The organism is Phocaeicola vulgatus ATCC 8482 (assembly GCF_000012825.1).
Lineage (GTDB): Bacteria > Bacteroidota > Bacteroidia > Bacteroidales > Bacteroidaceae > Phocaeicola > Phocaeicola vulgatus.
The window spans coordinates 4,533,348-4,552,335 of record NC_009614.1 but is presented as its reverse complement, the minus strand read 5'-3'; the positions used below and the strand labels follow the sequence as shown (position 1 = coordinate 4,552,335).

The following is an 18,988-nucleotide window of genomic DNA, read 5'->3' as shown; positions in this document are numbered from 1 at the left end:
AGATACTGAAAATCGTACAGCTATACAAGTTTAGGAAGCTCTTTTTAATCAATAAAATCCTTCTTTTCGACCGGCTTTAAGACGTTTGAGTCTATCACTCGGATTATCGGTTATGCCTTCCACCATCAGTACTAAATCACGCCATTCCATGGGATAGGAACGGCTTTCACTATCATAGGAAGGAAGTCTGAAGGTACCTTCCTCAAGGCGTTTTATGTATAAAACCATACCTCCGTCTTCGGCATGCAGAAGTTTCATGGTTGTTCTGCTTCGGTTGACAAAGATAAACACATCGCCAAGTCGAACGTCATATCCCATTTTATCATGAACAAGCCCACAAAGGGAATTTATTCCTTTGCGCATATCTGTCTTCCCGGGACACAGGAAGTAGCGCATCGTATCATTCAGGCAGAACATGGCTACATAATTTACTGATCAGGCCATAAATAATCTCCGGATTACTTAGGATGTTGAGGTGGATCTTTATGCCGGATGGAAGTTCTATGGTTACATGCCTGTCACCACATGATGAAGTGGGAATGGCAGGAGTATGATTAATATTAAGAGGGATAAACGAATCACCTGTAGGTTCGGTGTGTTTGGTATATGGGTGACTCAATCCATATTTCTTCTTCCAATAATGAAAACAGGAAGCAGGATACGATTCATTATCACAGAAATCCTTTATGGTTAGTCCGCTGGACTGTTGGCGCTGATATAGCGCTAAAAACTCTTCTTTACTCATTGATCGTTTCATAACTACGTTTTTGAACGCAAAGTAATAGAAGAGTTTTTAGGTCTACAATGTGTACTTTATCGGATGCTTACAGTCCTTTGATAAGCATTAAACTTTCCCTTATAATAATTGATATATCCCAAATTAGCACCATTTCCAGAGATTAGTAAAGCTTCTGTATCAAAAGCGAAGCTATCAATTTTGAATGGTTGTTCTGCACAAGTAAAAAATGGATAAATCCCATTATCTACCTGTGCATTTGCATCAAGTTTCCCTGTTGTAATTTGACAAATATCACCAAGTTTTACATATGTGTTTCCACTTGTTGATTCTTTAATGCAATGCTGTGCAATTCCTTTGATTAAGGACTGCAGTTTCTCAATGATTTTGTTTTGGGTAGCAATGCGTTTGTCAAGTAAATCTAATAATCGAGATATTTTAAGTTGCTCTTTTTTGTCGGGTGTATAATAAAGATGAATTGTTGCTAAGTCCTCACTATTAATAGCAGGGTAACTTGAACCTGTGCAACGAACCATTACTTTTCTATTGAATTCGTCTGTATTCAATAGATGATAAATATAGTTTGGCAATTCTGTTGTTCTAATTTGAGCATATCCAGTAGAAGCAACCCATTGTTGATTACTCGTATTTAGAATCCTATGAATATAGTTGTTTTTCTGATAGGGGCGCACACATTGAAACAGAATATCATTGTTATCTATAACACGTTGTGCTCTACTTGGTGCTTCTTCTCGCATTATTTCTTGTATTTTTCTTAACTCACCTTTTTCAACGGCTTCCAAGTCTATATAAATAAAAGTGTTCTGAAGCGGATCTGATTTTGGATTTATAGTGGCTATATCTTGAAGTGATACCATTTCCCACTCCCCACTAAACTCCGGGAATCTCAAATGGGGAACATCAGTGATTTATTATTCTCTAATTATATGTACAACATATTAATATACGATTATGAGACAAAAGACAATTAGAGAAATCTCGGTTGCATGGAAAGAGTACAAGCAACCTTATGTGAAACAGTCCACAATGGCTGCTTATGTGCTTATCTTGGAGAATCATATTCTTCCAAACTTTGGAGAAAGTGATACGCTCCATGAACAGGCTGTGCAAGACTTCGTTTTGCGGAAAATTGAGAATGGGCTGAGTGTGAAATCCGTAAAAGACATTTTGATTGTTCTGAAAATGGTTATGAAATTCGGTGTGAAAAATGAATGGATGGATTATCAAGAGTGGGACATCAAATATCCGTCTTCTTCAACAACCAAAGAATTGGAAGTACTGTCAGTTGCCAATCACAAGAAAATACTCAATCATATTCAAAACCATTTCTCCTTTACCGGACTGGGTATCTACATCAGTCTTTGTACAGGACTTCGTATTGGGGAAGTTTGCGCTTTGAAGTGGAGTGACATCAATGTTTCTGAGGGAACGATTACCGTTAATCGTACAATTGAACGGATTTACATTATTGATGGAACGAAGAAACATACTGAGTTGGTAATCAATACTCCCAAGACACAAAACTCATGTCGGGAAATTCCTATGACAAAGGAGCTTCTTGCAATGGTAAAACCACTAAAGAAGGTCGTTAATGAAGATTTCTATGTCTTGACTAATGATGAATATCCAACCGAACCTCGTACCTACCGTAATTATTACGGCAAATTAATGGAAAAATTGGGTATTCCTAAATTAAAATATCATGGGCTTCGCCATAGTTTTGCCACTCGTTGTATAGAAGCTGGCTGTGACTACAAAACCGTTAGTGTATTGTTAGGGCATTCCAACATATCAACTACATTGGACTTATATGTTCATCCAAATATGGAACAGAAAAAGCGTTGTATTGCGAAAGTCTTTAAATCGCTGGGGAAATGATGTAATATGTAGAGCGAAGGAATTTTATAGTAATTTCTTCGCTCTCAATCATTGCGTACATTATGAGAATGGAGTAATAACACTTTTACCAACATTTATAATTGGGGAACCTGTTTTATCATAAGGTACATTGAAAAGATTAAGGAGAGGAAAATCCCCTCCATAACTCTAAAACCATGTATCAGACATTCAAATCTTTCAGTGCTAGTGCATAATTGGGACAAAAACCGTCCATTATACACTTTAAACCAAGTGTCTGATAATACTTGTAGTCATCGTCCTCGGTACAGAGGTATTTGTAACCGTAGCGTGGCATGTACTCCTTGAAGAACCGAGCCAAGTCTTTCAGGCTTTCTTCTTGGTTCTTCTTGAAGTTGCTGCGCACAATGATGATAGACCAGTCTGGGAAGTTGCCTCTTCCACAGCTATACTCCCAGAATCGGATATAGCAGTCTAAATCACGTTCACGGATGTCCACACAAAAGCCGTTGGCATTTTGCATCACGCTACAGCTTTCTCTGTAGCCAAATTTCTCACACAAGTAGAGATTAAAATCAAGAATTAAATCTTTTTGTACCATAAATAATTGAATTTAAAATGTTAATAAAAATGGATTATAAATGAAAGCCTCGCTTGCGCTTAGCCTTTTTCTTTTTCATCAGGCGATTGAACTCCGCTTCTTCTGTGGCAGTGGCATCGTAGGATGAGCTGCCGTTTAGCAAACCGAAACTGATACCGAAACTATCATCGGAATGAGAAACGCTCTGCTGTAGCTCTTCTTTTTGCTGTTTCGGTTTCTGTTTAGCAGACTCCAACAAGGATGCACAAGCATTCTCTTCCAATCGGTTGTCGATATTCAAGTAGCTAAATTCTCGGTTGACCTTTGAACCGGAGAAAGAAAAACCATTGTACTCAAACTTGACACCCTGCATTTCCCGTGTAGTCCGACTGACCTTGAATTTCATATCAATGTCCCGGTCTGCAAGTACTTCTTTCAAATCATCCCAACTATGAGCTTTGGACAGTTCTTCTTTCAATGCCTTGTATATCTCATGCTTTGCCTTATCATAGGGGCGTAAGCGTTCCTCTTTGATATGGTCTTTACCATTAGCAAAGTGCAAGCGATATTTGGCGGTTAGCATTTTGCATACTTTTTCATTCCTTCGGAAGTCATTCTTGTCGCTAATCGTCTTGCCGTCATTATTCACTCGGTTGAAAACGATATGGCAATGCGGATGCTCTCGGTCGATATGACGGGCAATGATGTATTGCGTGTTTTCAATACCCATCAGTTTCATATAGTCGTGCGCTATGCTCAGCATCAGAGCATCATCGGACCTTAGTCTTGCGCTGTCTTCCGGTGAGAAGTTGAGCGAGGTGTGTCCGACAATATTCTTTACCTTGTCGTTGAGTAATGCTTGTAACTCAAATTGCTTTGCCATCTGTTCGGGTGTCCCTCCTACTCCGACTGCTTCTAATAGCTTGGATTTTTCCTCTTTGAGGACATAGCGGACGCAACCACCGAATGACGTTCCTTTAGTTTGTTTACCTATCATCTTTCAGTCGTTTTATAAGTTGATTAATGTGTTGAGCCATTTCCTTGCATCTGTCCGCTACGGTGAAGAATCCGTAGGTGTTTGCCTGTTTCGCCAACTGGTTAAGATTTGTGCTTTCACCTATCAACTGACGGATGATGTGGATATGCTCTTTCGTGATTCGCTCACGCACCGTTCCGTTCTCAATGAGTGAACGGATGACTGCGCTTTGAGTTTGCTTGCTCCGTCTGCAAAGCGCACCAAGCCATGCGTATTGCTGATATGACAGACGGAGTGTTACTGTATATTTCTTTTCCATTTGAATCTGTTTTTAGTGAATAATGTGTGACCATCGGGAGCCGCCTCCTCAGACTTTTTGAGGAGCAAGTGGTCGGGGAATGTAATACACCGACATTAACTTGCTACAGTAAAAAAGTCTCGATTCTTCTCCCTGAGTTCAAAGTCTGAATCCTCGCTTCTTGGGTGGTAAAACCTTCGGTCGTGGAGTGCCTTGTTGTACGCTGATGAGCTTTAAATCGAATGTATCTATCAGTGTTTCCAAGACAGGATTCTTCCTTATCATTTGTTGAAGAATGGCTTCGCCAGGCTTCACTTTGAGTAGATAATCAGCTATGTCGTACCCCTCTTTGCGTTCGTCTTCGGTAGCGTTGGCTTCCAAATAATCGAACATTTGTACTTCAATTCCGCAGCTTTTCATCAGGCTGATTTTGCTCTGCCAATAGTCGGTTGCACCTAAATCAGGGAATAATACAACGCTTCTTCCTGCCAAAACGGATAGGCTGTTGACATTGAAGCAACCGTTCTTTCCACCTGATGCTATCCATAGGAATTGCGGTAGATAGTAAGATGCAATAATTGCCGTTTTCTCGCTTTCGACCAGCGCAACTGGACGGCTTTTGTCTTCGGAAAGCAGATGCTCACCGAAGAAGCACTGCTTCAAATTGTAGCCATCTTTGTGTAATACGGAGTGCACCCACGTAACATGATTGTATGGTTCTTTTATTCGTTTACCCGTTTCGGAATTGTAAAGCATTATCTTACCAGTTCTGACTTTACTCTGATTGTCCGTTTGCCAGAATACGGTTGCTCCATCCCAATACTTGGATGTACCAACCTTGTATCTCTTCATAAGATTCAATGTTTCCGCCTCTCCGAATTGAGCCGATAGAAACTGAAATAACTTGTTCGCAGAATAGCCTCGTAATGATTGGTTGACTATATCCAAATCCATGTAGGAGATGGCTACCAGTTTTACTTCTTTAATAGTTGTATAACTTCCGAAGCTATTCTCAGCAAACTTTTCTTTCTCAGATGGATTCTGCTCAAAGTAATCACGAGGCGTGAAGTGATAACCGCATTTCTGCTCATGGTCACAACGACCTACGTAATCAGGGAACTTGATTTGCTTCTCTGTATCAATGTATTTGGAAAAGCATCTTTGGCGGTGACAGTTCGGGCAAGTATGCCGAGTGCTGACACCTTTGTAGGGTTCAATACAGAAAATATAAATTGATTTGTAATATATTGATATTTAGTATGCTTTTCCCTATTATTTATATGAAGAGGGACAAACTGGGGACAAAATTTATACAAAAATAACACTAAAAAAAGAAAACATAATTTTTTGGAACTAAGTAATTCTCAAAATCGTATGCTAATCAAAAGAAAAAGGAAGAATTCTCTGCATAGTTATCATAATCTGATACCTAGTAGTATTAATTCTAACCCAGATTCAAGATGCATAGAGTGCCGTTTATTAGAGAAAAGAAATTATAGGTTTAGTCTAGTATCTTGTATATTTAAAAAGGTTCTAAACCAAACATTATACAACTTCATAATGACTGATATTGGTTAATAGAATCTTGTATTTTCTCTTTTCGCCAGCAATATTATTTATCTTGATGCCTTTCTTTATTTTTAATGCGTGAAATTTTCACGTGAAATTTTCACATTTCTGGTTGTTTTAATTATCTTTGCATTGAGATAGGTTAATGTCTCATTGATATTACTGTTTGATTATTTTATTAAATACTATTTTATGATACTGCGTGTTATATTGAAGAATTTTCTGTCATTCAATGATGAGGTTCAGTTTGATATGTTTCCTAATATGAAAAGGACAACCTTGTCTAACCATATTACTATGCTTAATGAGAAACTGCCTGTATTGAAAATGGCTGCTATATATGGAGCCAATGGCGCTGGAAAATCCAATTTGTTAAAGGGTATCAATTTCTTGAAAGCAATAGCTTTGAACAAAAGTTTTCTCGACAAGGATACCTTTGGTAAGTACATCTTTGCGTTAAAAGAAAATACAGGAACAGAACCTATGGAACTGACAATAGAGTTTGAGACAAAAACAGGAATTCCATATATATACTCTGTGGAAATTATGAATACTGGGATTGTTTCCGAAATACTACAGATTTCCGGTTTGGGTTCGGAAGAAAACCATAATGTTTTCACTCGCAAAGAGGGCAAAATCGAATATGCAGTTACGCCTTCAGAGGAAGTAGGCAATATGGTTTTGGGATGGATAGAAAAAAATCCATTTTCCAGTCTTTTGACTATAAACAATGATATGCCGGTATTGACGGATGAAAATATTAGTATTGCACAAAAATGGTTTGAGGACGAACTTACAATAATTGGCTTGCATTCTTTCAATCCTGCACTGATTGGAATATTCAAGAGCAACAAAGAAATCAATCAATTTGCTTCGGATATATTTAAGGTACTTGGTCTTGGTATTAACAGAGTTAATGTCGAAACAGAAAATTTTGAAGATTGGATGAGTACCCATGACATCAGTAATCTACCTATGGACAAACTTAAAGAAATGCGTTCCGGAGTGTTGTCGGAGGTCGTTGATTTCAGAAATACAAGATCTATTAGTGTAGAAGATGGAGTGCAGAAGATAAGTCAAATGCTATTCCAGCAATTTGGTAAAAACGGATTTTCAAAGGATATGGATATCCAGGCACAGTCTGACGGTACGGTTAGATTACTGTCGCTTGTTCCGGCATTATATGATGCAATGAAATCCGCCAAGACGGTAATCATAGATGAACTCGATCATAGCATACATTCACATTTGGTCAGGGAACTTGTCCGTTATTTTTCCTCACAGGACACCAATGGACAACTTATTTTTACAACGCATCAGACCTGTTTGCTAAATCAGGATTTTTTGCGCACCGATGAAGCTTGGATGGTTGAAAAGAAGGATGGTGGGAGTCATATGTATTCATTAAACGATTTTAAGATTCACAACACAATTAATATTGAGAACGGATATATGGAGGGGCGTTATGGCGCTATTCCTTTTATTGGTGAATTGAATATGTAAAATGTTAATATTGTTATGGATTTATCTAAATTTACATATTCAAAAAAAATACTCAAGATTAACTCCTAAATAGCTTGTACATCAGTCTATAACCCAAAATAAGGAGAATTGTCAGGTATATGAAACATCAGGAGTGTCTTCTGCTTACCAAAAGCCTGAAGGGATTCTTTCCACCAGTCTTATATTCGTACTCTCTGGGGGGAAAGGATTTTCTTCTGGAATTGATTAAACAGCGTGAGCTTAACTCTTTAAGAGTTGTATTTATGTCTGAAAAAGGACAAGGATTACAGCCATATCAGATGCAAGAGAAGTGGGAATAAATACAGTTGACAGGAGAAATAAAAATAGAATCGCAGCTTTTTCCAACTGGATACTATGGACAAAGTATTTCTCCTTTCGGATGTAGATGAATTCTATGATCAGTTGGAGAAAATATTTAAAGGTAATCAAACCGATGTACAAGGTAGATGGGTCGTGAGCAATCCTTGTTTTGAGATTTGGTTGTATTATTGTTATTTGGATAGTCCAGAAAAAGTTCTTGGATGCTTGAAAACAGAACCTATTACTACTCGGAGCAAAAAAATGAAGGCCTTGGGTAACACATTAGTCAGTGGAGGGTTGAACCCTTGTTTGGCATTTGAAAATATGTTGAATGGAATAGAACACTGTATTGCTTACTATGCTGAGGATGATAACAGAATAACTGTCTTGTATGCGACACAAATGCATGAAATGGTTCAGTACCTTTAGTCAGCATAAAAGAAATTTCAACAATATTTCATTTCTACATAATTTTGCACACAATCATGCGGATATGATTATGTGTATAGATAACGATTATCTGCTGATTTTCAGCATGTTATTTTTTGAATCAGCAAATGTAATAGATGCTGTATGCATATTTTTGAGAAAATATCTCAAAAATATGCATTGTATGAATTGAATTTTGTACCTTTGTACTCGAAAACAGTTATGAAAAATAATTGAAACACTTAAAAGTCAGATATATGTTACTTGAATTTACAGTTGAGAATTACAGGTCGTTTTATAGGAAAAAGACCTTAGTATTGGAGGCCGATAAAGCTTTGAAAGAATGTACTGAAACGAACTTGTTTGACTGCAATAAATATACTCTGCTTCGTTCGCTTGCGCTGTATGGTGCCAATTCAAGTGGGAAATCCAATCTTGTCAGTGCGATGCACGCAATGGCGAGTTGCGTGTTGTTGTCGGTGAAGTTAAATGACAATGAGCAATTGGAATATGACCCATTTCTTCTTTTGAAGGACAATCACCATCCCTCTATGTTTGAGATTATATTTTTGAAAGGAGAGTATTGTTACAGATATGGATTCAGGTATAATCTGGAGCGTATCGTTGAAGAATGGTTATTCCGGAAAACAACACCTCGTTCTAAAGAGCAGATGATGTTCGTAAGAAACGAAGATGGGATTTGTGTAGATGAGAATAATTTCCCGGAAGGAGTCGGATATGAAGAAAAGACCAATGACAACCGTTTGTTCCTGTCATTATGCCAACAGTTAGGCGGTGAAATATCTCGTCAGGTTATTTCTTGGTTTCAATCGGACTTTAATGTGATTTCTGGATTGAATAATCAACAATATAGAGCATATTCAAAATTATTTTTTCACAAAAAAGAATCTTTGAGTGTTGATGCTCTCAACTTCTTCCAGAAATTGAGACTTGGATTTAACAACATTCTTACTCATGAGGAAGAACCCAATATTCCTCAGGACTTGCCTATGGAATTACGAGCACTCTTCCAAAGAGAAACGCAAGGCAAGAAGAGTATTGAGTTGGATTCTATACATAACGTATATTCAGATAAAGGTAATATAGTAGGTACAATTAACTTCTCGTTTGAAGATAGGGAATCTTCCGGTACAAATAAGTTATTTGATCTTTCGGGACCGATATTCGAAACGCTTTATTCTGGGAGCGTGCTTGTCATCGATGAGCTGGATGCAAAAATGCACCCTCTGATTTCTCAGTATATTATTGAATTATTCAATAATCCGGAAACAAATCCAAAGAATGCCCAATTGATATTCACTACCCACGATACGCACTTACTTTCTCAGAAAATTTTAAGACGAGACCAGATATGGTTCACGGAGAAAGATTCTAAAGAGCAGACGGATTTGTATAGTCTGATTGATATCGTACTCCCAGACGGGACCAAACCTCGTAATGATGCAAATTATGAGAAAAACTATATCGCCGGTCGTTATGGTGCCATTCCTTATATATTGAATGATTAATAATGTAAGGCTATGGCAGCAAAGAGAATAAAGATAGATAATGCTTCTTCAAAATTTAGGAGGCAATCGCAAAAGAGAGAACAGAAAGTCATACGTTGCTCTGTGTTAATTGTGTGCGAAGGGACAAAGACTGAACCTAATTACTTTGAAGCTTTTGCCGAAAAGCAACAGGGGGTAATTGTATATGACATCGAGGTTAAAGGGCTTGGGCGTGGAACAAAAGATGTTGTGGAGAAGGCCATTGATCTTAAAAATAAGAATAACTATGACCGTGTTTGGGCTGTTTTCGATAGGGATGAATTTCCTGCAAAGGATTTCAACGAAGCCATTGCGATGGGACAAAAAAATAGCATTGAGGTAGCCTGGAGTAATGAAGCATTCGAATTGTGGTATCTATATCATTTTCAGAATGTAATAACAGGAGTGTCTCGAAAGGATTATGAAGAGAAGATTTCAACAGCTGTAAATGCTTCTCCGAAATATAAATCGAAGAAAAAGTACAGATACGCCAAGAAAGATCCTAACAATTATAAGATAATGACTACTTACGGCTCAATGGAGTCCGCCTTGCGGTATGCGGAAGCGAAGCATTTAGAATATGCAGATTCACGTTATGCAAATCAAAATCCTTGCACTACGATTTATCAGCTTGTACGGCAATTGTTGGGACGAGATGAGAAACTGAATGCTGAACTGATCGCAAGGATTGGGGAAAATGAATTATAGAACTTCAATGATTCAATGGTGGTGTTTTGTGTGTAAAGATAAATAACACCTTAAAAGTGTTTGAATGTAATATTTAAGACACTGATGGATTTTAAACAAAATAATTTCGAATAACATTTATGCAAGTAGAAGAAATAACACAAATATTACGAGAGTCACCAAGCGTACGACTCATAAAATCAAGAAGTGTGGATTTCTTCTTGTCTTTTGTCATTGAAGCGTTTGAAGGACAGGCGGCTATAATGCAGGAACGCTTGCACATGCTACTGGAGAACCGACTGGATGAGCAGGAAAATACGTTGGTGGAGGATGATTCTGAAATGACGAGACTAGTAGAGTCTAACGAACAGAAAGCGAAACGGCTCATCAAAGACTGGACAGACAAGGGATTCTTGACCAATTATCAGAACGAAGAGGGAGAGGTGATATACGAGATTTCGTCACACACAAGCAAATTGATAGATTGGGTGGTGAGCTTGAAAAAAGAAGATTACATCGGTACTGAATCAAAGTTCAAGACACTGTTTTCCCAACTGAAGGAATTGGTGGAATACTCGAACGAGGACCGTGAGAAGCGACTAGAATTGCTTCGAACCAAAAAAATGGAGATAGAGCATCAGATTCAGCGGCTGGAGATGGGCGAAGAGGTCGAGGTTTACGAGGACTACCAGATAGAACCACGATACAACAGTTTGAACAAACTGGCGAAGGAACTGCTGAGCGATTTCAAAGAGGTGGATGACAACTTTAAGGGGATTATCAAAGAGATATACGAACGTCAGACAGAAAATGCAGAGAAGAAAGCTTTGTTGAACTACATCTTTGATGCATATGGCGAACTAAAACAATCGCAACAAGGCAAAAGTTTCTATGCATTTTGGGAGTTTCTGCTCTCGGCCGATCTGCAGAAAGAATGGGACGAGTTGGCTGGTGCACTCTACAAAACGCTGGAAAATAGAGGCATTGATGCACATGACATGTTTCTCAAGGAAATGAAAAAGCATCTGTTTGACGCTGGTGAGAAGGTTGCGAAAACCAACGACCGCATGAGCGAGAAACTGAGTCGAATCATTCGCCAGAACGGACATATGAATGCTGAGGCGACAAAGCAAGTAATCAACGATATAAAGAAACTACTCATCGAAGCCAGCAGACGGAAAGAAAAGCCAGATGCTTCGCTTGAATACGAAACCATTGACATCAATCTGCCGCTGGAGTGCCCTCTTACCCTCACACCTGTAAAAGAAACTGTGTATAAGGATAAGCCTGACATAGCCGGACTGAGTCTGGCTGATTTGGAGAGTATTGGTAAACTCTACAATCCGTATCACATCGACCGAAAGGTGCTGAGAGACCGCATCAACGAGGTGTTGAACGACAGACAGCAGACGACCCTGGCAGAGGTGATAGAGCGGAACGAAGGCGTGGAGAAAGGTCTGTCGGAAGTGTTTGGATACATTGGCGTGCTGAAGGAATATAAGACGGTGGTAAGCGAAGAACGCCAGCAACATATTATTTTTACAGAAAATAAAACCATATCAATTCCCGAAATTATAATAACAAGATGAACGCAGCAAATATACAACCATACAGCAGGGCTGTAGTGAAACTGTTGAAAGGCATCGTAGAGAAAGACGATGTAGTTTGGAATGATTTACTCGACTACCAAAGCGAGATTCAGGACTATATCAGTGTGATGGGACTGGAACTCATCGTGAAAAAGGATGAAGGTTTTGCCTTTGTCAAGCAAATGAAATTGGACGAAGACAAAACATTGAACATGGTGTCGAGAAGGTCGTATGGTTTTGAGGTTTCGGTGATACTCATCGTGTTGAGGCAGATACTCGAAGACTTCGACAGCAATCCAACAGAGTCGCAGGCTTCGGACAAGTATGTAACTGCTACTGAAATAAAGGAAGAGGCAGAATTGTTTCTTCCCGCCACATTCAATCGTGCCAAGTTTGAGAAAGATCTTGACCGCTATATAGACAGCATAGCAGGCTTTGGTTTCCTGGTGGAAGCAAAGCATATTGAGGGTGAGAAGCGCTATAAGATACATCGCATCATCAAGGATAAGGTGACACTGGACGATATATTAGAATTTAAAAACAAACTTAATGACTATAATGCAGCAGATGAACCTATTTAATACCAGTTCGGAAGTGGCAGGCTTTAAGCTTGACTATTTGGAAGTGTGGAATTGGGGAACCTTTGACAAAAAAGTGTACCATATGAATTTGCATGGTAACAACTCGCTATTGACCGGAGCAAACGCCTCGGGCAAGAGTACGCTGATAGATGCTCTGCTCACGCTGATGGTGCCACTGAAGCGCCAACGATTTTACAATCAATCATCGGGTGTGGAGAAGAAGGGCAACCGTACAGAGGAATCGTACTTCTTTGGCAACTATGGCAATCAGCAGCAGGAGGGTGCAGCGAGCACAACCACGCTGAGATTGCGCGACAAAGGGGCTCGTTCGGTATTGCTTGCATCGTTCTGCAATGTGGACAAGCGCGTGGTGACGCTGTTTCAGGTGCGCTACTACACTGGCGAGGAACTAAAGGTACTGTTTGGTGTAGCCCGAGAGTCGTTGACTATAGAGCGTGACTTTTCAGAGTTTGACTTGCATGGCGATTGGCGCAAGCGACTGACGAAAAAATACAATACGAATGAAACAAAACGCACGATAGAGTTTTTTGATGGTCCGGTGGCATATGGCGAAAAGATGATAACCCTCTTCGGTATGCGTTCGGACAAGGCGCTTACACTCTTCAATCAGATAGTGGGTGTGAAAGTGTTGGACGATCTGGACAGTTTTATTCGTACGAATATGCTCGAGGAACTGCCGGCTGAGGAGAAGTATCAGGAACTGAAGGACAACTTCCAAAATCTGATGGAGGCTAAGACTAATATCGATAAGGTGAAGGAGCAGATTGCCCAACTGGAACCTATCAATGCATTGACAGAGGAACTGAAGGAGATAGACATACGCATAGTTGAAATGGAGCAGGAGAAGAGTGTGGCAGCCTATTGGTTTGCTGCGCGAACGGTGGATTTGTGCGACAAGGAGTTGGTGTGCTGCAAGAGCGACTTGAGGAAACTGGAAGATAGGTTGAAGGAGTTGAAGGTGCAGAAGGGTGAGCTGGAACAAGAGCAAATGCGCTTGACGGTGGCTATTGAGAAGGACGAGGTGGGTCAGCAGATACATGAAATTGAAAAGGAAATCAATCAGAGAGTGAGGATACGTGATAACCGCAAGGCCAAAGCCGAAGAATACGATAAGTTGGCAAAGCTGGTGAAGATGGAACAAAGTCCTGATGTAGAGGTATTCGAAATTAATCGTGCGACCGCCAAACGCGAGAAAGATGCTCTGCAAGTGACGATTGACAGGCAACTTATGGAAGAGAAGCGTCAGGCACAAAACCGTCAGGATGAAATCAGTAGCAACATAGAAGAACGAATGGCCACCATACGCTATCTGCAGCAGCATAAGAACAATATATCCGGTCGTGTGGCTGAGATTCGTGATGAGATACTGGAAGCTGTTGGTGCAACTACCGAAGAGATTCCATTCATTGGTGAACTGATATGTGTGAAGGATGATGAGCGTGATTGGGAATATTCCATTGAGCGTATTCTTCACAATTTTGCATTGCGGTTGGTAGTGCCGGAGAAGTATTACAAGCAGGTAAATGAGTATGTGAATGGTCATAATCTGCGAGGTCGTATCGTGTATCAGCGATACCAGGGCGCAGAGACTATTCGTGAGTTTGAGGATAGGACATTGAAAGCGGATTCGTTGCTCCGTAAGCTTGAATACAAGCCAATGTGTTTGTATTTGGATTGGCTTGAGGACAGGTTATTTGCTGAGTTCAACTATAGTTGTGTTGATTCGCTTGCGGACTTCAACCATCTGCAAGAGAAAGCAGTAACAAAAGAGGGGCTGATAAAGGCGAGAGGTGGTAAGCATGAGAAAGACGACCGACCAGAGATACGAGGCAAGGAACACTATGTGCTTGGCTGGGATAACAAGGAGAAAATTGCCGTGTTACAGGCAGAGGTGCGTCAGTTGCAGCAGGAAGAAAAGATGACAGCAGCTAAAGTCCGTAAGCTAGAGGAAGACATAAAGAATGCTCAGAAGAAGCGGGAAACCTATTTGACGCTGTTTAGTAAATACGATAAATTTGATGATATCGACTGGCAGTCGTGTGTACTAGTCATTCAGCAAAAGCAAGAACAGAAACGACAACTGGAGGAAGCCAATAATCGGGTGAAGATTTTACAGGAGCAATTGGCGGGGGTGAGAAAAGAAATCGGTTTACTTGATGATGAGAACAATGAAGCTATCAAAAAGAAAACATTATCGGAGAATCGTGAGAATAAGCTCAAAGAAAGGAGAAACGAAAGTAATTCAGCTTTGGCTCAAATAGGCGTAGTTGATACGGATACTTTTGAGTCGCAACACACAGATTTACTGAATGTGGCATTGGAGGATTTGAACGGAAAGCGTGACACGTTACAACATGAGATCGATTTAGCTTTGCAGAAACAGCGTGAAACGAAGAGTCGCAAGAATAGCGATTTGAAGAACCTGATTTATCGCTTCAAGAATCCCGCAGAGGAAATTACCATGAAGTATCACGATTGGCGTTCGGATGTGAGCCGTTTGCCCGAAGCCGTGGAGTTTATGGGCGAATATCAGGCCTATTACCAACGATTGCTTGACGAAGATTTACCAGGGTTTGAATCGCGCTTCAACAAGTATTTGCAGGAGAATATCATCAACAAAGTCAGTGCATTCAATGTATTCTTCCAAAACTGGTGTCAGTCTATCACCAAGACCATCGACCAATTGAATTCGTATCTTATAGGCATTGATTTCAAAGATGCTCCAAAGACTTATATCCAGTTGGTAGCAACCAAACGATTGAATGTGGATGTGAAGGAGTTTCAAAACCTGCTGAGCAGTGCAATACCTAATATTCATGAGATGAATTCAACAATCGATGGAAGCAAGATTCATTTCGAACAGCATATTGAACCGCTGATGTCTCGCTTACAGGTCGAATCATGGCGAAAGTCGGTGATGGATGTGCGTGGATGGTACACATATAAGTCGGAGGAGTTTTACCAAGACGATGGGCAGAAGCGTAACACCTATGAGGCGATGGGGCAGCTGTCTGGTGGCGAGAAAGCACAATTAACATACACGATTCTGGGATCGGCTATCGCTTACCAGTTCGGATTAACCAAGAGTGGATTAGATTCTTCGTTCCGCTTCATTGCAATAGATGAAGCTTTTCGCGCACAGGACGAGGACAAGGCACGCTATCTGATTTCGCTCTGCAAACAACTCCATCTGCAGTTGCTCGTGGTGACTCCGAGCGACAATATTCACATCGTGGAGAACGATATTTCGTATGTGCATTATGTGGAGCGCAAGGGCAACTGTTCTGTGCTCTATAATATGCCTATCAGTGAGTTTAAGGCAGAACGTGAAAGGAGTATGGAAGTATGATAACGGCAGTAGAAATACGTAAGAAGACTGAACGCAAGTATGTAGATTATTTGCGTTCGGTGGTAGCTGGCTCTGAGTTTGAGCCAATTGTGATCCCTTGCGACAAGAAGGCTAGCGCATCGATGGACGAGTATCAACGTGAACTGACGGACATCCGTTCGCAATCGAAAGAGGTGAAGGGCTTTGGTTACACGATTGAGTGGAAAACAGTGAAAACGAAAGCATTGGGCGAACAGGATCTGCCTGAGCGCGTGTTATTCGAGAGTGCATCGGACATTGAGCGCTTCTTGCAGAAGTGTGGTGAAGTATCACAGTTTCGTAAGGATGTGGCAATGTTGCTTGATGAGTTTCCGCAGCTTCGTTCATGGGTGGAACGCTATCCGCTGAAGGTGGTGGAAAATGCTTCCTTTTGGTCTGATTTGCTGAAAGTTTTGCGCTATTTTGTGGCAAACCCTTGTCCTAGGTTGTACATTCGTGAATTGCCCATTGAGGTGCATACCAAGTTTATTGAACGTAACAAGGGAGTGCTTCGTGAGTTGCTGGATATTGTCATTGTAGAGCATGTTTGTTCGGATGAGAAGGTGTTCGAGAAGCGCTTTGGATTGCGATACGATGAGTCATGGGTGCGGATTCGTGTGCTGGAAGCATCGATTGCGAATGAATACTTTTCTGGTGTAGACGATCTTACGATGCCTCAGAGTCAGTTCTGTGCGTTGTCGTTGCCTGTGCAAAAGGTGTTTGTGGTGGAGAATAAAATCAACTTCCTGACTTTTCCCAAGTTGGCAGGAAGTCTGCTGATTTGGGGGCATGGATTCACCATTGGCATCCTCAAGTCCGTTCCGTTCATGCGGCACGCTTCACTATATTATTGGGGCGACATTGATGCACAGGGCTTCGAAATTCTTTCGCAGTTCCGCAGTTATTTTCCCCAGACACAAAGCCTTCTGATGGATCGCACTACCTTTGACACATATTTTGAAGGCGACAAAGGCACACCAAGCAATGTATCAAAGCCTCTCCATCTTACCCCTGCGGAAGCCGCACTGTACGATCATGTCAAGTTTCACAACCTACGTCTAGAGCAAGAGAAGATTCCGCAAAAATGTATTAATAATATATTCAATAGTTTGTTAAAAAATGGCCAGGTAATATCTGAGGTCTAACGGATAGATGTAAAATTATTATGGCAACTTTAGCTGAATTGTACGAATTCCTTGAAACAAAACAGGATGATAGTCATCTTGACAGTAGATTCTCGTATGACGCATTTTTACCGGTAGAACAGCCAAAAGCACGTCTTGAGATTCTTACATGGTGGAAAATTGAACGGCTGATAGAGGATGAGAATTGTAATTTTGATAAGAATTTTATTGTATCTTATTTTGATGAACGTGTTAAAGCTACGAATAACCAGTTATTAAAATACAGATACAATTACTTTATTTCACTATTAACGAATGACAACCGCTATGCTAAGCAATCTATTGATGCTTTGATAGCGGTGATTAACACTTTATTGCCAAAAGACAAAGAAGATTATCCGCATGTAGCAGAAAAGGCTATAGAGGTTCTGATGTCACTGATAAAAAGAGTGAAGTATAAGATACCCGAGGCTACCGATTTGATTTGGGGCGTGTTGGAATCAGACTATGGATACCGCACAAAAATGGTTTGCATAAGGTTGGCTAAGGAAAAGGGTTTCTTTCCAAGTCGTGATGCAAAGAAAATCGTATGTTTGTGCAAGGATTTGTTGTCATTAGTCAAAGATAGCTGGCGTGAGAACTGCTGTGAGTTAGGTTTATTCTATTCATCAAAGATTCAGGGAGAGGCAAAGCCGTACATGAACTTTTTTTATGAAGCGTTGGGAGATATGGAAATGGGGCAATTAGTTGATCCGGCAACTGCACCAAATAATATTGCCATCCCATGGATGAACGAAGATCATTCCCAAAAAGCTATGGCGTTTTATCAGAAGGCGGGGTTGACCCAAAAAAGGAACAGGGCAGAACTGGCATTTCGAGAAAATAAGAAAAAAATGGTAATGCTGCATTTCAAAATTGAGAAGAAAACAGATAAGAAGATTGTTGAGTATTTTGGCAACTTGGAAAAGGAACTACTTGAAGGGAAACTAAGTTGGCTATTGGAGAATCTTTCATGTCCCGTTAGGTTTTTGTTTCCCTCTTACGAACAAATACGCCTACGAATGTCTGCAAGCAAATCTACGGTAGAAAAACTTGGCTTTGAGAATAAGATTATGGACATCAACGGAAACAGCAAGGACGCAGGTAAGGATTTCGATTTGCGTCAGAAATACGGTATATGGCTCATGAATATTGTGAGAAATACTGTTATAAATATGATTCTTACAGCAGTCAACATAAAACAATTAACCTATAGTAAATTGAGGAAATGGTTCCTAAAAAACACTTGTTTTGGTATTCAACTGGAATATACTAGATCAGGTCAAGTAGTTACGACCACATGGTTTTCGCAGATTGATTACGGAGTTGAAGCACTCATTAAACAGTATAATCGTTTTTTGCAAGGAAAACCAACTGATTGGCGATTGCCTGTGGATATTCTTTCCATACGTTTTGAAGGCATTCTGCGTGATATGGTTGGTGATTATGGAGGTTGTGTTACAAAAGTAGGACGAGATAACAGTATTTCTCAGGCATTACTTGATGATCTACTGAGAGAACCATGTTTACTGCAAATATTCAGAAAAGAAGATATTGAATTCTTTGAGTATGTGTTCACAGCTAAAGGATACAATATTCGCAATTACGTAGCACATGCGTTCTATATACCGCAAGATTACGGAATGATAGAGGCAACGCTTGTGTTTTTGTGCATATTGCGCTTGACGATGTTTAGTCCTAAAAGTAAAACAATAACGGCAAATATGAAGTAATTTTGCCGTT

The 18,988-nt window shown here is 40.1% G+C and carries 17 protein-coding genes; 10 read left to right on the top strand and 7 right to left on the bottom strand.

What is annotated here, in order from left to right:
- Nucleotides 1-48: 48 nt before the first annotated feature.
- The 3 genes from tnpB to BVU_RS18445 are packed head-to-tail and all read right to left on the bottom strand — an operon-like array spanning nucleotide 49 to nucleotide 1,614.
- Nucleotides 49-417, bottom strand: a complete 369-nt coding sequence (tnpB, locus tag BVU_RS18460; RefSeq protein WP_005678154.1) for an IS66 family insertion sequence element accessory protein TnpB — start codon at nucleotides 415-417, stop codon at nucleotides 49-51.
- Entirely contained in the window at nucleotides 401-757 is a 357-nt protein-coding gene (gene tnpA / locus BVU_RS18455) for an IS66 family insertion sequence element accessory protein TnpA (RefSeq protein ID WP_005635862.1), read from the bottom strand. Before tnpA ends, tnpB begins: the two co-directional genes overlap by 17 nt.
- A gap of 56 nt (nucleotides 758-813) precedes the next feature.
- Nucleotides 814-1,614: a restriction endonuclease subunit S gene (locus tag BVU_RS18445; RefSeq protein WP_258521914.1), complete on the bottom strand. Its 801-nt coding sequence runs from the start codon at nucleotides 1,612-1,614 to the stop codon at nucleotides 814-816.
- A gap of 94 nt (nucleotides 1,615-1,708) precedes the next feature.
- On the opposite strand from BVU_RS18445, the gene BVU_RS18440 reads away from it, so the two are divergent.
- A complete protein-coding gene (locus BVU_RS18440; RefSeq protein WP_012055816.1) occupies nucleotides 1,709-2,635 on the top strand; it encodes a tyrosine-type recombinase/integrase in 927 nt (308 codons plus the stop codon).
- Between the two features lie 181 nt (nucleotides 2,636-2,816).
- On the opposite strand, the gene BVU_RS18435 is transcribed toward BVU_RS18440, so the two are convergent.
- The 4 genes from BVU_RS18435 to BVU_RS18420 form a co-directional block, all read right to left on the bottom strand.
- Nucleotides 2,817-3,215: a hypothetical protein gene (locus BVU_RS18435; protein WP_012055815.1), complete on the bottom strand. Its 399-nt coding sequence runs from the start codon at nucleotides 3,213-3,215 to the stop codon at nucleotides 2,817-2,819.
- 34 nt (nucleotides 3,216-3,249) lie between these two features.
- Nucleotides 3,250-4,191 (bottom strand): relaxase/mobilization nuclease domain-containing protein, encoded by a 942-nt coding sequence (locus BVU_RS18430; RefSeq protein WP_012055814.1) that lies wholly within the window; start codon nucleotides 4,189-4,191, stop codon nucleotides 3,250-3,252.
- Nucleotides 4,181-4,489 carry a MobC family plasmid mobilization relaxosome protein gene (locus tag BVU_RS18425; protein WP_012055813.1) on the bottom strand — a complete coding sequence of 103 codons (309 nt, stop codon included), beginning with the start codon at nucleotides 4,487-4,489 and terminating at the stop codon, nucleotides 4,181-4,183. Before BVU_RS18425 ends, BVU_RS18430 begins: the two co-directional genes overlap by 11 nt.
- Before the next feature lie 138 nt (nucleotides 4,490-4,627).
- Nucleotides 4,628-5,701: a DUF6371 domain-containing protein gene (locus tag BVU_RS18420; RefSeq protein ID WP_085938699.1), complete on the bottom strand. Its 1,074-nt coding sequence runs from the start codon at nucleotides 5,699-5,701 to the stop codon at nucleotides 4,628-4,630.
- Nucleotides 5,702-6,229: 528 nt separating this feature from the next.
- Between BVU_RS18420 and BVU_RS18415 the strand changes: the two genes are divergently transcribed.
- The 9 genes from BVU_RS18415 (at nucleotide 6,230) to BVU_RS18370 (ending at nucleotide 18,978) form a co-directional block, all read left to right on the top strand.
- Entirely contained in the window at nucleotides 6,230-7,540 is a 1,311-nt protein-coding gene (locus tag BVU_RS18415) for an AAA family ATPase (RefSeq protein WP_005845203.1), read from the top strand.
- 375 nt (nucleotides 7,541-7,915) lie between these two features.
- Complete coding sequence (locus tag BVU_RS18405) at nucleotides 7,916-8,290, top strand: RloB family protein (RefSeq protein ID WP_012055810.1); 375 nt, start codon at nucleotides 7,916-7,918, stop codon at nucleotides 8,288-8,290.
- Nucleotides 8,291-8,547: 257 nt separating this feature from the next.
- A complete protein-coding gene (locus BVU_RS18400) occupies nucleotides 8,548-9,819 on the top strand; it encodes an AAA family ATPase (protein WP_012055809.1) in 1,272 nt (423 codons plus the stop codon).
- Between the two features lie 12 nt (nucleotides 9,820-9,831).
- Nucleotides 9,832-10,545 (top strand): RloB family protein, encoded by a 714-nt coding sequence (locus BVU_RS18395; protein WP_005845198.1) that lies wholly within the window; start codon nucleotides 9,832-9,834, stop codon nucleotides 10,543-10,545.
- A 119-nt stretch (nucleotides 10,546-10,664) separates the two neighbouring features.
- Nucleotides 10,665-12,113 (top strand): DUF3375 domain-containing protein, encoded by a 1,449-nt coding sequence (locus BVU_RS18390; RefSeq protein WP_012055808.1) that lies wholly within the window; start codon nucleotides 10,665-10,667, stop codon nucleotides 12,111-12,113.
- A complete protein-coding gene (locus BVU_RS18385) occupies nucleotides 12,110-12,694 on the top strand; it encodes a DUF4194 domain-containing protein (protein ID WP_005845194.1) in 585 nt (194 codons plus the stop codon). The genes BVU_RS18390 and BVU_RS18385 overlap by 4 nt, the downstream gene beginning before the upstream one ends.
- On the top strand, nucleotides 12,663-16,064 hold the full coding sequence (locus BVU_RS18380) for an ATP-binding protein (RefSeq protein ID WP_005845192.1): 3,402 nt from the start codon (nucleotides 12,663-12,665) through the stop codon (nucleotides 16,062-16,064). Before BVU_RS18385 ends, BVU_RS18380 begins: the two co-directional genes overlap by 32 nt.
- Complete coding sequence (locus tag BVU_RS18375; protein WP_012055807.1) at nucleotides 16,061-17,227, top strand: Wadjet anti-phage system protein JetD domain-containing protein; 1,167 nt, start codon at nucleotides 16,061-16,063, stop codon at nucleotides 17,225-17,227. The genes BVU_RS18380 and BVU_RS18375 overlap by 4 nt, the downstream gene beginning before the upstream one ends.
- Before the next feature lie 20 nt (nucleotides 17,228-17,247).
- The gene (locus tag BVU_RS18370; RefSeq protein WP_012055806.1) at nucleotides 17,248-18,978 is read left to right on the top strand and encodes a DUF4209 domain-containing protein; all 1,731 of its coding nucleotides are present in this window, start codon (nucleotides 17,248-17,250) and stop codon (nucleotides 18,976-18,978) included.
- The last annotated feature ends 10 nt before the right edge of the window (nucleotides 18,979-18,988 follow it).